This window comes from Paenibacillus sp. FSL H7-0756 (assembly GCF_038006765.1).
Taxonomy (GTDB): Bacteria; Bacillota; Bacilli; order Paenibacillales; family Paenibacillaceae; genus Paenibacillus_AQ.
Genome location: NZ_JBBOVT010000002.1, coordinates 1,978,408 through 1,993,362, shown reverse-complemented (window position 1 = coordinate 1,993,362; position 14,955 = coordinate 1,978,408). Strand labels below are relative to the sequence as shown.

Annotated in this window: 14 protein-coding genes and 1 tRNA gene; 14 read left to right on the top strand and 1 reads right to left on the bottom strand. The window is 48.2% G+C overall.

Annotated features, from left to right (window positions below; all coding sequences use genetic code 11):
• The first annotated feature begins 19 nt into the window (after positions 1-19).
• Both NST04_RS25240 and NST04_RS25235 read left to right on the top strand, forming a co-directional pair.
• Positions 20-811 (top strand): SDR family oxidoreductase, encoded by a 792-nt coding sequence (locus NST04_RS25240; RefSeq protein ID WP_341186674.1) that lies wholly within the window; start codon positions 20-22, stop codon positions 809-811.
• Positions 808-1,485, top strand: coding sequence for an AlkZ-related protein (locus tag NST04_RS25235; RefSeq protein ID WP_341186673.1), 678 nt, complete (start codon positions 808-810; stop codon positions 1,483-1,485). The genes NST04_RS25240 and NST04_RS25235 overlap by 4 nt, the downstream gene beginning before the upstream one ends.
• Before the next feature lie 184 nt (positions 1,486-1,669).
• Here the strand turns inward: NST04_RS25235 and NST04_RS25230 are convergent, their stop codons facing one another.
• Positions 1,670-2,128 carry a hypothetical protein gene (locus NST04_RS25230; RefSeq protein ID WP_341186672.1) on the bottom strand — a complete coding sequence of 153 codons (459 nt, stop codon included), beginning with the start codon at positions 2,126-2,128 and terminating at the stop codon, positions 1,670-1,672.
• 180 nt (positions 2,129-2,308) lie between these two features.
• Here NST04_RS25230 and NST04_RS25225 point away from each other — a divergent pair.
• The 12 genes from NST04_RS25225 to NST04_RS25170 all read left to right on the top strand — a co-directional run bounded on the left by NST04_RS25225 (position 2,309) and on the right by NST04_RS25170 (position 14,953).
• Positions 2,309-2,392, top strand: a tRNA-Leu gene (locus NST04_RS25225).
• Positions 2,393-2,576: 184 nt separating this feature from the next.
• Positions 2,577-3,440, top strand: a complete 864-nt coding sequence (locus tag NST04_RS25220; protein ID WP_341186671.1) for a MurR/RpiR family transcriptional regulator — start codon at positions 2,577-2,579, stop codon at positions 3,438-3,440.
• Between the two features lie 697 nt (positions 3,441-4,137).
• Positions 4,138-5,043 carry an N-acetylmuramic acid 6-phosphate etherase gene (gene murQ, locus NST04_RS25215; RefSeq protein WP_341186670.1) on the top strand — a complete coding sequence of 302 codons (906 nt, stop codon included), beginning with the start codon at positions 4,138-4,140 and terminating at the stop codon, positions 5,041-5,043.
• Between the two features lie 22 nt (positions 5,044-5,065).
• Entirely contained in the window at positions 5,066-6,505 is a 1,440-nt protein-coding gene (locus NST04_RS25210) for an ABC transporter substrate-binding protein (protein WP_341186669.1), read from the top strand.
• A gap of 115 nt (positions 6,506-6,620) precedes the next feature.
• Positions 6,621-7,523, top strand: a complete 903-nt coding sequence (locus NST04_RS25205; RefSeq protein WP_036695674.1) for a carbohydrate ABC transporter permease — start codon at positions 6,621-6,623, stop codon at positions 7,521-7,523.
• Positions 7,524-7,540: 17 nt separating this feature from the next.
• Positions 7,541-8,401 carry a carbohydrate ABC transporter permease gene (locus NST04_RS25200; RefSeq protein ID WP_036695673.1) on the top strand — a complete coding sequence of 287 codons (861 nt, stop codon included), beginning with the start codon at positions 7,541-7,543 and terminating at the stop codon, positions 8,399-8,401.
• Positions 8,401-9,621 carry an anhydro-N-acetylmuramic acid kinase gene (locus NST04_RS25195; protein WP_341186668.1) on the top strand — a complete coding sequence of 407 codons (1,221 nt, stop codon included), beginning with the start codon at positions 8,401-8,403 and terminating at the stop codon, positions 9,619-9,621. The genes NST04_RS25200 and NST04_RS25195 overlap by 1 nt, the downstream gene beginning before the upstream one ends.
• A complete protein-coding gene (locus NST04_RS25190; protein ID WP_341186667.1) occupies positions 9,618-10,589 on the top strand; it encodes a GNAT family N-acetyltransferase in 972 nt (323 codons plus the stop codon). Before NST04_RS25195 ends, NST04_RS25190 begins: the two co-directional genes overlap by 4 nt.
• A gap of 2 nt (positions 10,590-10,591) precedes the next feature.
• Complete coding sequence (locus NST04_RS25185; RefSeq protein WP_036695672.1) at positions 10,592-11,296, top strand: PIG-L deacetylase family protein; 705 nt, start codon at positions 10,592-10,594, stop codon at positions 11,294-11,296.
• A 1-nt stretch (position 11,297) separates the two neighbouring features.
• The gene (locus tag NST04_RS25180) at positions 11,298-12,440 is read left to right on the top strand and encodes an exo-beta-N-acetylmuramidase NamZ family protein (RefSeq protein ID WP_341186838.1); all 1,143 of its coding nucleotides are present in this window, start codon (positions 11,298-11,300) and stop codon (positions 12,438-12,440) included.
• Between the two features lie 17 nt (positions 12,441-12,457).
• Complete coding sequence (locus tag NST04_RS25175) at positions 12,458-14,020, top strand: glycoside hydrolase family 3 protein (protein ID WP_341186666.1); 1,563 nt, start codon at positions 12,458-12,460, stop codon at positions 14,018-14,020.
• 12 nt (positions 14,021-14,032) lie between these two features.
• Complete coding sequence (locus NST04_RS25170; protein ID WP_341186665.1) at positions 14,033-14,953, top strand: N-acetylglucosamine kinase; 921 nt, start codon at positions 14,033-14,035, stop codon at positions 14,951-14,953.
• The last annotated feature ends 2 nt before the right edge of the window (positions 14,954-14,955 follow it).

The window sequence follows — 14,955 nt, the reverse complement described above, 5'->3', positions numbered from 1 at the left end:
GCGGAGAACGGAGGCCACGATGAGTCATCATAATAAAATAGCGGTAGTCACCGGCGGCGCGGGCGGAATCGGACGCTGTCTCACCGAGAAATTCCTGAAGGCCGGAGCAATGGTTGCCTGTATCGATACGGATGCAGCAGCCGGACGCTGGCTGGAGGAACGGTATGGCACAGAGCGGCTGTTCTTCTATGCGGGCGATATTGCGCAGCAGTCCGTGCTGGATGATTTCACCGCACAGGTAATCAGCCGCTACGGACAGGTGGATTACCTGATTAACAATGCCTGTACCAGCAAAAAAGGCTTGTTGTCCGAGTGCAGCTATGAGGATTTCGAGTACGTGCAGCGGATCGGAGTGACAGCGCCTTATTATCTGACGCTGCGGCTTAAGCCGTATTTTACCCAAGGAGCCTCTATTGTGAATATCTCCTCCAGCCGGGAGCGGATGTCGCAGCCGGATACCGAGAGCTATACTGCCGCCAAAGGCGGGATTGGTGCTTTGACCCACGCCCTTAGTGTAAGTCTGGCCGGTAAGGCTAGGGTGAATGCCATCAGCCCGGGCTGGATTGACACTACGGCTTATCACGGTACGGAGGAAACGCCGGAACCGGTTCATACAGAGCCGGACCGGCTGCAGCATCCTGCGGGACGGGTCGGAACTCCGGCAGATATCGCGGCTATGGTGCTGTTCCTGTGCAGTGAGGCCGCGGGATTCATCACGGGCGAGAATATTACAATCGATGGCGGGATGGGCAAGCAGATGATCTACCACGGAGACGGGGGCTGGACCTACCGCCCAGGAGGGCAATCATGAAGCTGCCGGTTATTAAGAACGCCGGGGAACTGGCTGTGCTGGTGCGGGATATCGGGTACCTGCCCTTGTTCCGCTGTGAGATCGCAGGCTTCTCTCTGGAGGAATGCACACCTGCGGGCTACTGGTTCGTGAAGGATGTAATCGGCCCGTGGGAATGGCGCGAGGAGATTGCGGCCGGGGGCGAGATCGCTTATGCGAAGCTTTTTAACAAGAAGGCCGGGTTCATCAGCAGAGAATGGTATCCGGACTTCGCCAATTACCGCCGGGACGGTTATGATTTCGATGCCAGATATGATGACGGACTGGCCTCCATGGCCAGCAAACGAATCATGGATGTGCTGCTGGAGCATGAGGCAGGACTACTCTCCAGTGACCTCAAAGCGCTGTCCGGCTTCGCGGCCAAAGGTGCCAAAGGCTTCGACACAGCCATGACGCTGCTGCAGATGCAGACCTACATTACAGCCAGCAAATTCGAGTATAAGCAGGACAAGCATGGCCGTCCCTACGGCTGGGGAATCGGCCGTTATGCTGTGAGCGAGCATGTATTCGGAGCAGACTATGTGACTTCACGTTACAGCGATCAGCCCGAGGCATCCAGGGAGCGGATCATGGAGCATACGGCCAAGCTGTTCCCGGAGGCCGGGGCGAAGCAGCTGGAGAAGGTCTTGAAGTAAGTTCCCTCAGGCGTTGAACCGGTGAACGGCAGGAAGGGGCCGGGTTGCTGCTTGGGCCAATGTAATCGAAAAACCGCCGCTCACCATCAACGTATCATATATTGTTCTGCACCCGCACCAAGAGCCTCGTCCGCAAAAGGACGAGGCTCTTCATGTCAGCAGTACATTCCACCACAAGGGCAGCTTAGATGGTCATGGCCAACTGTTCGGCTTGTTCTTCCCGGGGAATAATGGAGGCAAGCTCGGCACCCAGTCCGAGGTAGGCGCGCATACGCTGCATCATCTCATTACGGAAGCCGGGCCATAGAATATGGATCTCGCCAACATAGCCCCGGCAGTTATACTCGGCGGTAACTCCGCGCTGATCCTGGCGCACAGTGTTGATCTTGAGCTGGTTCGCGGTAAGCTCGCGGGTAACCTCCTGCAGCATCAGGGATGTCTTCTTGGTAGCGCTGGATACCAGCTCCATGTAGAGCTGGGGAGTCTTGAACAGACCGCTCTTGCCGATGGCGCGGCAGTCCCGTTCAAATACTTTATGAATAAACGTTAGCAACAGATAGCTTCTGACCAGGGACAATTCATCTTTGGTTATATTCTCAGGGATTGTTGGTGTATTTAGGGGGTGTCTCTTGGTAATCGCCATTATAAATCACCTCATTTATAGTATGCGAACCTTTGTTCTCATTATACACCGAATCCGCAAATAAAAGCAATATTTTACTTGCAATTTATGGATAGCAATTTACAATAAAATAAACTTGACTCCATAATTCTGGCATGGTAAGATCTATCTTGTGACTGCGAAAGTTAGTCAACTGAATATGCGGTCATGGCGGAATTGGCAGACGCGCTGGCTTCAGGTGCCAGTGGTAGCAATATCGTGGAGGTTCGAGTCCTCTTGACCGCATTACCGTAAGAATGAATAAGCTCTTGAATCAGTCCTTTTGACGGTTCAGGAGCTTTTTTTGATTGGTTAGATCTGATTGATAATAAGAATTAGGTGTGCCAATATGGTTTTGCTATTGAAATAGGCCGCCTGTATTGTTTATGATAATATCTATGATATTCATTAAATCTTGAGTAGGTAGATTATGAATTTAAATGACAATATATTAATCAAGATTCGTGAAATGAGGGAAAGCTTTACTCCGGTTGAACGGCTGGTCGGGGATTATATTCTGGAGAACAAGGAAGAGATTCCCCATTTGTCCATTAAAGAATTAGCCCAATCGAGTAAAACAAGTGATGCCTCGGTCCTGCGGTTCTGTAAAACAATGGGCTACAGCGGATACCGCAATTTTATTGTGAGTATATCAGCTTCTTTGGGTTCCCGCGATGAGGATGCAAAGGCCCAATATACAGATATACAGCCGGGTGATGATCTCTCGACCATTATTTCAAATATTTCACTCAATAACATGAAATCCATTGAGGACACACTTAGTGTGGTTGACCGGAAAGAGATTGCAAGAGCAGTAGAAGTGCTGTGCCATAGCAAAAGAATTGTTTTCTTTGGCATAGGGGCCTCGGGAATCGTGTGTATGGACGGGGAACAGAAATTCTCACGCATTAACAAGATGTGTCATGCTTATACGGACGGCCATAGCCAGCTTACTGCAGCAACCTTGCTCGGCAAAGATGATGTTGCCATTTTTATTTCTAACTCTGGTGCAACCAGTGATATTATTGACGCCCTGATCATTGCCCAGAAGAATAAAGCGACATGTATTGCAGTTACCCGGTACAACAAAAGCGAGCTTGCAGTGCGGGCGGATATTGTTCTTAGCATATCTACCCCTGAAATAACGATCCGCAGTGGTGCCATGGGCTCGCGTATTGCTATGCTGACGATCATCGACATCCTGTTTGCCGGGGTTGCCAGTGCAGAATACGAGCAGGTAAAAACGTCTTTAACCAATACCCATAATATTTTGAAGAAAAAACTCAGATATTAAATTCTGGGAAGCGCATGGATTTGGAGGAAGGGGCTATCCCGAAAGTATACTAGCCCCGGTTGTTCTTCAGTTGTCCAAATACGCTTTCCGGCTCCATCATTCGGCGGTTTTGTTTCTTTTTAAGGATAGACGAGTCGTTTCCTGCTTAAACAGCGGAGAGGACGGAACGATTGTGGAAAAGCGATAGCGCTCGCCTTGGTCTCCGGATTTTCACCGCTAAGGGGAATGAAAAAAATCTGGAGAGCACAGCGATTGGAACAACGTTTCGTTCGCGGAGCGTCCTCACCGAGCGCAAACGTTCATCCAACTCCAAATCAAGGGGTGTTCCAGCCATTTCATGGCTTATGGGACATCCCCTTTTTTTTATTCCCTTTGCCATGTCAGATTATCTACATCATAAAACGTTTGATTTTGGCGAAACTAATGACTCGTTTTTCAAGAATACGGCAGAAGGAGTGATAATAACGTTTGACAAAAGTGAAAATTGTATATTGTAAGCGCTTTATAAATGTGATATAACTGATTATACGAGTCACTGAAATAAAAAATCGGAATAATATTCATAAATAAAATTTTATTTCAAAATCTATTGACGGTTTTAGGAATATATATTAGTATAAAAATTAATAAATGTATGGTATTCTAACATCATTTGTTAGATATATGTAATTTATATTTAAAAAGAAGGAGGATGACTATGAATGACTACCTTGCGGGATTAACTACAGAAGCCGTGAATCCGGACACCCTGATGATTGATGAATGTACAACTGAACAAATGGTCCAGTTAATGAATCAGCAGGATGCTCTGGTCTCCGCAGCCGTCGCTAACGAAATTCCGCAGATTGCAAGGGCGGTAGATATTCTGCACAACAGGCTGTCTGCCGGCGGGAGAATGTTTTACATAGGAGCCGGCACATCCGGAAGATTGGGTGTTTTGGATGCTTCCGAATGTCCTCCTACCTTTGGTACAGATCCTTCCCTGGTACAAGGATATATCGCTGGGGGTGATATTGCTTTACGGAATGCGGTTGAAGGCTGTGAAGACGATGAGGAGGAAGGGATCTCATTAGTCGAAAGCATCGGGGTGACAGAGCAGGATGTAGTTATCGGCATTTCGGCAAGCGGGAGTGCCAAGTTTGTGATTGCAGCTTTGGCGAAGGCGAAGGAGCTTGGGGCAGCTACCATCGGTGTGTGCAACAACAAGGACTCCAAGTTTGAACCCATTGCAGATATTTGTATTTCACCTGTTGTAGGACCGGAGGTCATTAGCGGCTCGACCCGGTTAAAAGCGGGAACGGCTCAAAAGCTGGTGCTTAATATGCTGACAACATGTACTATGGTCAAATTAGGGAAAACTTATAACAACTTAATGGTTGATTTAAAAGCCAGCAATTTCAAGCTGATAGACCGCTCCCTCCGCATTATTATGAATACGACAGGGGTAGAGACCCAAGCCGCCTCAGAGACACTTGAAAAAGCAGGAATGAATTGTAAGCTGGCCATCATGATGATTAAAACGGGGTTAGATGCAAAGGCCGCAGAAGAAGCGCTTGAAGCAAATGGAGGACGCCTGAAACAAGCGATCCTATCATTGAATTAGAAAATTGAGGAGGCTGCTATCGATGAAAAAAAGAAATGGTTCAACGCTGCTTTTGTCAGCAATCATGATGATGTCGCTATTATCCGCCTGTGGAGGGAACGCAAATAACACTGCGGATTCTGCAAATTCCGGAAGCACAGGCAGCAGCGGTGCGGGAAAAGATACAATAACTGCATTATTACCTCCGGTATCGGCTAATTACCAGGCCCGGTTTGCTGATATGGAAAAAGAATTTAATGCACTGCATCCTAATTTGACGCTGAAAATCGAACCGGCGAGCTGGGAAGATATGACACAAAAGCTGGATACACAAGTCAATGCAGGCTCCCCTCCGGATATTGCCTGGATCGGTGCATCCGGACTTTCGAAATATGCAGCACTAGATGTACTAATCGATCTGAACCCAGTCCTGTCTGACGAAGTTAAGGCGGATTATGACGAAGTTCCAATGAAGTATTTTCAATTGGGTGATGCCCAGTACGGCCTGCCCGCGTATATGGAAATCCACACCATCGGCGGTAATAAACAATTCCTTGAAGAAGCCGGAATTGACTGGAAGAGTATTCAGCAAAACGGCTGGACCTATGATGAGTTCCGGAAAGCTATTGCAAAAGGCGTAGTAAAAAATGATAAAGGTGAAACCAGCCGTTACGGTTTCGTATTCGCGACCTCCGGTGTAACTTCTAAAGATTACCTGGCTATTCTTGCTAAAACTGCGGGTCTGCCGGATTACTTCGACAAGGACCTCAAATACACGTATACAAGCAAAAAATTCCTGGGCCTGCTGACAGCGATCCGTGAAATGATCGACGATGGTTCTATGCCTAAAGAGTTAAGCTCCATCGATGCCGGCAAACGCTGGAATATGTTTCTGACCGGCCAAACGATGATCACCGGTAAAGGCTTGTCGGCATTTGAAAACTCCGCCCGTCTGAACAATGAGAAAATTAAAGCGAACGATGGATCAGCTGTTGCGGATTCGATCGAAGTGGATTACATTTCACTTCCTGTACCAACCTTCAACGGTGCCGATTATATCCCTACTTCCATAGTAGATGGTTATATCGCACTCCGTGGTAAAAAAGAGCCTTCAGAAGAACATATCAAAAATATTGCCCTGGCGGTGAATTTCCTGTCTTCCGGTTCGATTGCTGCCAACTATAGTAATGAGCTGTTCTTAACACCAATTACCGAGTCTGCACGTAAAGCAGAAGTGCTTGAAAAGTTCCCGCGTAACGAAGACAACGTTGCTGCAGGGAAAGCGATGATGGCCAAAGCACTCCCGGCCCGTACAGATATTCCTACGGAGCAGGCTGCTGAAGCGCTCAAAATTGAAACAGAAGTGATTATTCCTAAACTGCAGGCATTGCTTGCCGATGAGATTACCCCGCAAGAGATGTATGATGCAGTTAAAGCAGCTGCCGTCAAATCCTTCGGTGAAGATGGTGTGGTCGCGGACTAGATTGCCATATAGGCCGGCATGTGAAGTGAAAGCTGTACGAAGCTTAAACGTACAGCTTTCCTTCTGAATGCAGGCAAGCAGAAGGTACTTTTTTGAAGAAGAGAGGTGCGGCCCAATGAATCAATTGTTGACCAAAAGAAAAAAGCTGAAGCTCGAAAGTGACTCTGGCTGGGGATACGCGTTTATCGCAGTAGCACTTATTGCATTTTCTTTATTTACTGCCTATCCGGTAATCAATGCCTTTATAATCAGCCTGCAGAAATATCGTCCACTAGGGTCCACTTATGTCGGCCTGGAGAACTTCGTCAATTCCTTTTCAGATGAGCTGTTCTGGAAAGCGCTGAAAAATACATTGGTCTATACGCTGTTAACCGTTCCATTTAATATTTTACTGTCCTTCCTTGTTGCCATTCTGATTATGCCTTTTAAGAAAAAAACACAAACTATATTTAAAGCGGTATATTATTTGCCGGCTGTAGCTTCAGGGGTATCTCTTGCTGTCGTATGGCTGTGGATCTTTGATCCGCTAAAATCAGGTATTGCCAATCAAGCGGTCGGACTTTTTGGTATCAGTAATCAGAACTGGCTGGGTTCGAGTGCAACGGCCATGTTTTCACTTGTATTAATGTCCTGGCTGTCAAGTCATGGTACAGCGATCATTATCTATCTGGCTGCACTGCTCAGTATTGATAACAGTTATTATGAAGCAGCTGATATTGATGGGGCGACTTTTTTGCAAAAGCTGCGGTATATTGTCATTCCTTTCCTTAAGCCAACAACGCTATTCCTGCTGGTTACAGGGGTCATAGGTTCCTTCCAGGTGTTCCAGAACGCTTATCTGATGACAGGCGGCGGACCAGACCATGCCACAACCATGGTGGGATTGTTAATCTTTAACAATGCGTTCACATATTTCGAGTTTGGGGAGGCAGCGGCCCAATCCTTGCTTCTGGCAGCGGTTATTGCCTTGATCTCATTCTTCCAATTTAAGATTTTAGGTAAAGACATAGAATACTAGGAAAGGGGCAGAAACCTATGGGGTTGTTCAACAATAATATCAAAAGCAAAGGATCGCTGTTCGCCCGTAATGGTCTGATCATTACAGCCCTTCTCCTGTTTGCCGCAGCGACCATTTTCCCGATATACTTTATGATCATTTCCTCGTTCGGTGATCCGGTAGAAGCTGGCGCAATGAGCTATTCGCTGATCCCGGCAAAGATTTCCTTTGAGTCTTATAAATTCTTTTTTAACTTCAGCGCCCATTCCTGGGATTGGTTGAAAAATTCTTTTATTGTAGCAGCTTGTATTACGGTATCAAACGTATTTTTCGCCACGCTTGCAGGATACGCTTTTGCCAAAATGAAATTTAGAGGAAAAGGCATTCTGTTCGCTATTCTGCTGGGGTCCATGATGATTCCTACTCAAGTCACCCAGGTTCCGCTGTATATATTGATCGTGAATATTTTTGAATTGCAAAATACGTATACAGCGTTGATTATGCCAAGCATTGTCACGGTGTATAACATTTTTCTGGTCAAGCAGTTCATGTCCTCCATTCCGGTAGAAATTATTGAAGCTGCCAAAATCGAAGGCTGCTCCCAGCCTAAAATCTTTTGGTATATCATTATGCCGTTGTCCAAAACGGTTATGGCAGTACTGGCCATCCTGACGTTTATGGCAGCATGGAATGACTTCTTCTGGCCGTTCCTGGTTACCAACACTATGGATATGCAGACGATTCAGGTGGGGCTCAAAAACTTCCGTTTTGCGAATACCACTTACTTTGCACCTATGATGGCAGGGGCAACCATTTCTGCCGTTCCGATGTTTATTTTGTTCTTCAGCTTACAGAAGTATTTCCTTGAAGGAGTAGCCGTCGGAGCGGTGAAAGGGTGATGGGCGGCCCAGCTGAAGTAAATCTTACCTATCTGGTTGGCTTGATGTCCGGCACATCGGTAGACGGTATTGATGCAGCGGTAATTAAGCTTTCGTCCACGCCGGACACAGAGTATGGAATAGAGACGGAATTACTGGTTTTTGAGAACACTCCGTTTCCAGCGCATGTCAGAAGTTCGATATTCGAGCTGTTTGATCCTTCCAAGGCTACGGTTGATAAGGTAGGCGCAATGAACATGTGGCTGGGGGAATTATACGCCCGGGCAGTAGTGTCGGTGATCCGCAAATGCGGACTTGCGCCTTCCCAAATATTTGCGATAGGATCCCATGGCCAAACGATCTATCATGCACCGGAAGAGAAGAGGATGGACGGCTATAACCTGCACTGTACGGTACAGATCGGAGAAGGTGCAGTGATAGCGAACCGGACGGGCATTCCCTGCATATCAGATTTTCGGGTTGCCGACATGGCAATGGATGGACAGGGAGCGCCACTCGTGCCTTTTACTGAATATTTATTGTTTAACCATCCGGAGAAAACATCACTTCTGCAGAATATTGGAGGAATAGGGAATGTAACGGTTCTTCCTGCCAATGCTTCTCCCGAAGAGGTGTATGCCTACGATACAGGGCCCGGAAATATGATTATTGACGGTCTTGTATCCCATTTATTTGCGCCAATGACGATGGATGCCGGCGGTGAAATTGCTGCGGGTGGTGAGGTTATTGATCAGCTATTGAAATGGATGCAGCAGGATGAGTATTATAGTATGCCTTTCCCGAAATCGACAGGCAGAGAACGGTTTGGACAACAATATGTTGCACAAATACTTCAGATGATGGAGGAGCATCACTGGAAAGCTGAGGATGTTATTGCCACAGCTACACGCTTGACAGCATGGAGTATTGCCGACAGCTATGAACGGTATATTGCCCCGCAGCATCAGGCTCAGCGATTGCTGGTTGGCGGCGGAGGGAGCTATAACCTGACGTTATTGCGCGATTTGCGGCAGTTATTTGCTCCCTTCGGAGTGCGGGTGCTGACACAGGAGGATATTGGCGGCAACAGTGATGCCAAGGAAGCCGTTGCTTTTGCTGTGCTGGCTTATCATACGATGAGACGTCTGCCGAATAATATCCCTCAGGTAACCGGAGCTTCCCGGCCGGTAGTCATGGGCAAAATTTCTTGGCCCTACCCGGAACACAGGGGGTTGGAATGATGCAAATCAGACTCTTCTCCATGGAAGATTTTTCTGGAGTGGTCGCGCTCTGGAACCGGGAGGCTACGAAGTATGACTACAAGCCGTTTACCGAACAGGAATTTCAGGACACATTTATTAATCATGCTTATTTCGATGCGGAGTGTATGTGGGTAGGCTTTAATGAACGAGGGATTGTAGGTTTTGCAGCCGGCTGCAGCGGGGATGACCTTCCGCTCGGCGATGTGGCGGGCTATATTACGACCGTAATTATAGATTCGGGTGCCGCTTTTTTAGAGCTGTACGATGCCTTTGTGCAGCGCATGGAAACAAGGTTCCGGCAGCTTGGGAAAAGTCAGGTGGAGGTGTTGTTCTTTAACCCTGTTAAGCTGAAATGGACGATGCCAAGCGCACCGCAGCATGAACACAATAATGCCCCGGGCATTAGTACAGACCAGCCGTTATATGATGCTTTGATCGCCAGAGGGTATGCAGAGCGGGCGACACAATGCGGCATGCACCTGAAGCTGGGTGACTTTAGTGTTCCTGAAGATATTGCAGTCAAAGAAAGCAAAGCAAACAGAGAAGGCTATCAGGTTACTCATTATGCCCCCGCTGTTCATAAAGGGCTTGAAGCCATGCTTGCAGCCCTGCAGAATCCGCAGTGGGAGAGGGATGTAGCAGCATTTGTAAAGAATGGTGAACCTCTTGTGGTGGCAGTTCATGGCAGTGAGGTTGTGGGTTTTGCAGGTCCAATTATGGTCGAACCGGATGGCCGGGCATTTTTTTGCGGGATCGGGGTACACCCGGAGTATGAGGGACATGGTCTCGGCAGTGTCCTATTTTCCCGGATGGTCGAAGCTTTTCAGACTGCAGGCTGTCAATATATCTCTTTGTTTACTGGCAGCAATAACCCGGCTCTTGGAATCTATCAAAAAGCAGGATTTCAGATTGAAAAACAATTTTCCATATTGCGGAGGGAGCTGTAGGGATGAGCGGAAAGTTGACGGTTTTAGCGATTGGAGCGCATGTTGGGGATGTGGAATTGGCGTCCGGCGGTGTACTGGCCAGCCATAGCTTAAAAGGAGACCGTATCGTAACCCTGGCTTTAACTCCAGGTGAAAGAGGCGTGCCGGCCGGGCAGGATATGAAGGAGTACCGTCAGCAAAAAATCAAAGAGGCAGAGAGTTTCGCTGATATGCTGGGCGGTGAAGCCGTTGTTTTTGATTATTGTGACGGAGAGCTGCCAGACAATCAGGAGATTCGGCTGGAGGTCTGCGATGTGATCCGCCGCGTGAAGCCGGACATTATCATCACCCATTGGAGAAACAGCATGCATAAGGATCATGCTCTGACCCATCATATCGTGAACGATGCAAGGTTTTTTGCCAGCCTGTCCTCTTTTGAGCGTGAGCTTCCTGCTCATTTTGCCGCAAAGCTGTATTATTCGGAAAACTGGGAAGATGCTGTGGACTATGTCCCTTACGTATACGTGGATTTTGATCAGGCGGCTTATGATTTATGGATTGAGGCGTTAGGCCAGCATTGGTTTGTGACGAACAGCAAATCTTTTAAATATATGGATTACTATAAAGCGTTGGCCGTTGTCCGGGGCTGTGAAGCAAGAAAAACCTATGCCGAAGCCTTCATGGTCCCTGCCGAGACGATGAAAATCAGACAATCGGGGCTTGCGTGATATGGTATTAAACGGGATTGATTCTATTGTGAAGTATCTTCATCTGTTCAAAGGTAAACGTGTGGGGTTAATTACCGCGCCGACAGGGCTTACCAAAGATTTCAGATCCACCATTACGATATTACACGAGAATTGTAATCTTACGGCCATGTTCTCACCTGAGCATGGTGTCCGCGGAGATCTGGATGCAGGGGCATTAGTGGAGACGTATACGGACCCTTTTACCAATGTTCCGGTCTACAGCCTGTACCGCAAAGATTCCAAACGTTTAACAAAGGAAATGCTGGAGAAGGTAGATATCCTTGTGTATGATATCCAGGATGTTGGTGTACGGTATTATACCTTCATTTATACGATGCTGTATGCCCTTGAGGATTGTGCTCCGGCAGGCGTGGAATTTGTTGTTCTCGACCGGGTGAATCCGCTGAACGGGGTGAACGTGGAAGGGAATATCCTACAGCCCGGCTTCAAATCCTTTGTCGGGAATTATGAGCTGACTGTCCGGTACGGCCTGACCGCAGGTGAAGTGGCTGTCATGGCCAATGATCAGATGAACTGGAAGGCATCGCTTCATGTCGTTCGTCTGGAAGGCTGGGAACGGAGCATGTCTTTCCCGGATACAGTCTTAACCTGGGTTCATCCTTCACTGGGAATTCCCCGGTATGAAACCGCGCTGTTATATACAGGCACCTGCCTATTTGAGGGAACAAACTGCTCTGAAGGAAGAGGCACAACCTTCCCCTTTGAAATGATTGGAGCTCCCTTTATTGAGGCGCAGCAGCTGGCAGATGAGATGAATGCGTTGCGCCTTCCAGGCGTGTATTTCCGTCCGGTTCATTTCAAGCCAACGTCTTCTAAGCATTCCGGAGAGCTGTGCGGCGGCGTTCAATTATATATTACAGACCGCCAGGTGATCAAGCCGTTAGAGGTTGGCGTAACCTTATTATTTACGATCAGGGACTTGTTTGAGCCGTTTGCATTTCTGCCTCCCGTGAAGGAGGGCTCACGTCCTTTTATTGACTTATTGGGCGGAAGCAGCATCTACCGGACGAAGGATATTCAGGCTAAGCAGCTGCTCGAACAGTTTGCAGAGGACAGCAGGCAATTTGCAGAAATGAAACAGCAGTATCATTTATATCACTAGCGGATGGTGAATAGCGGATGAGAACGATAGAACAAATGAGCTTGCGTGAGAAAATCGGGCAAATGTTCGTAACAGGCTTTCCGTCAACGGAGATGTCCCCGGAGCTGAAGGAAGTCATTGAGCAGTACAAAGTCGGAAATATTATTTTATTCTCCCATAATATCAGCAATAAATATCAATTAGGCGGGCTTGTTGCAGAACTGCAGCAATGGTTCACCACACATACAGGCATTCCGGGCTTTATTACGATTGACCAGGAAGGCGGCCGGGTGACCCGAATGCCTAAGGACGCGACGAATGTAGCCGGAGCCATGGCCATTGCCTCTTCAGGACGCCCTGAAAATGCTTATGCAGCAGGCAGAATAACGGCCCGGGAACTACAAGCATTAGGCATTAATTTCAATCTTGCGCCCGTGATGGATGTTACCAGTAATGCGCTCAATCCGGTGATCAACGTCCGCTCTTACGGGGATACTGTTGAGACGGTATCGCAGTACGGGATTCAAATGATGAAGGGCTTGCTCGATGGCGGCGTAATGTCCTCGCTGAAGCATTTTCCCGGTCATGGGGATACCGATGTCGATTCACACATTGGCTTGCCTGTTATTAACAAAACGGTGGAGGAGCTAGAGCAGCTTGAACTGCTGCCGTTTAAGGCTGCAATCGGGCAGGGGGCCGAGGCCATCATGAGCGCCCATATTTTATTCCCGCAAATCGAAACGTCTGGTGTACCGGGAACGATGTCTTATACGATTATTACAGAGCTGCTTAAAGGGAAATTGGGATTTGAGGGGCTGGTTGTCTCCGATTGTCTGGAAATGGATGCGATTAAACGCTATTACGGGACGGCCAAAGGTGCACTCGAAGCCGTTAAAGCAGGGATTGATCTGGTATTCATCAGTCACACGCCTGCAACGGTTAAAGAAGCGGTTCATTTAATAGAAGAAGCTGTAGCGGCGGGTGATTTGGATGAAGCGGTTATTGATGCAGCTGTTGCCAAAATTCTAGCCTATAAAGCCCGCTATACGCATGTTGGGGAACCGGATTACGGGATCGTGGGCTGCGGAGTTCACCGCCGGGCGAACGAGCTGATGCGTACGGAAACGATCTGCCTGATTAAAGGTGAGACCCGGCCCGTTCAGGCAGGGGATGGGCAGGTCTTGTTTGTGGGCTCCTATGCCTACCGGACCGACCTGGCCTCCAGCAGTGTGAATCAGGAGCTTAGTTTCCCGCAGTATATGGGTGAGCATTTTGCTGCGGCGTATGAGCTGATCAGCATTGATCCGGACGAGGAGCAGATTAACACAGTGCTGCACAAGGCTGAAGGGTACAAGCATGTTGTTATCGGGCTGTTCAATGCGCGTGAAAATACAGGCCAGCTGGCGCTTGTGCAGAAGCTTGTGGCAGCAAACTGTAAAGTAACGGCAATTACCTTGGGCCGGCCGTATGATTTAGCTTTAATCGAAGGCGGGTTTTGCGGCATTGCAGCCTTTGAATATACTCCGGATGCATTCAAGTCCCTTATTCCCATCCTGAATGGTGAGGTCACACCTGCTGCCAGTATTACGATTCAGCTATAGGGGGATATCAGTATGGCATTTATTGTTGGCATGGACGGGGGCGGCACCAAGACAGCTGTCATTGTTACTCATGATGATCAGGAAGAGCCCGTACGATCCTTTACGGCAGGGCCTATTAATTATAATGGCGGCGATGCCGGGGCTATTGCTGCCGCTTTCGGGGAGATTTTTAAGCAGATCAGGTCCTGCTGCACAAGCCTTGCGGAAGTTAATCATGTATGTATAGGAGCGGCAGGCGTAAGCAATCCGGCAGTAGCCCGATTTTTGGAGCAACAGGTGAGAGATAACGGTTATAGCGGGCCGCTAACGATTACCGGGGATCAGGAAACCGCACTATATGGAGCCCAGAATGCGATGCAGGGTATTATTCTCATTGCCGGTACAGGCTCCATTTGCTTCGGGGTGAATGAAAAGGGAGAGCGGCACCGCACAGGAGGCTTTGGTCATCTGATTGATGATGAGGGAAGCGGATATTATATCGGGCGTGAGCTCTTGTCCGTGCTGGTTCAGACAGAGGACGGAAGAATGGCGGATACGATGATTCCGGAGCTGGTCTATAAGCAGCTTGGACTTGGTACGGTGCAAGAGGTTATAGGTTTTGTCTACGACAAAAACACAACGAAAAAAGATATTGCAGCGCTCGCCCCGGTGATGACGGCAGCATGCGGGCTCGGGGACGCCCAGGCGCTAAAATTGGCGGAGCAATGTGCAGCCGGTCTGTTTGAGCTTGTGGTGCCTGTGATTGAGCGGCTGAAATTATATGAGAGTAAGGTTGCAATTGCCGGAAGTGTGCTGCAGAAATCCCGTTTTGTAAGAGAGGCCTTAGAGCGGAAGCTTGCCCGCAGCTACCCGCAGACCCAGCTGATTATGCCTGTTCATAATGCAGCCTATGGTGCTGTACTGCTCGGAAAATCAAAAATGAGTAACGGGTAATC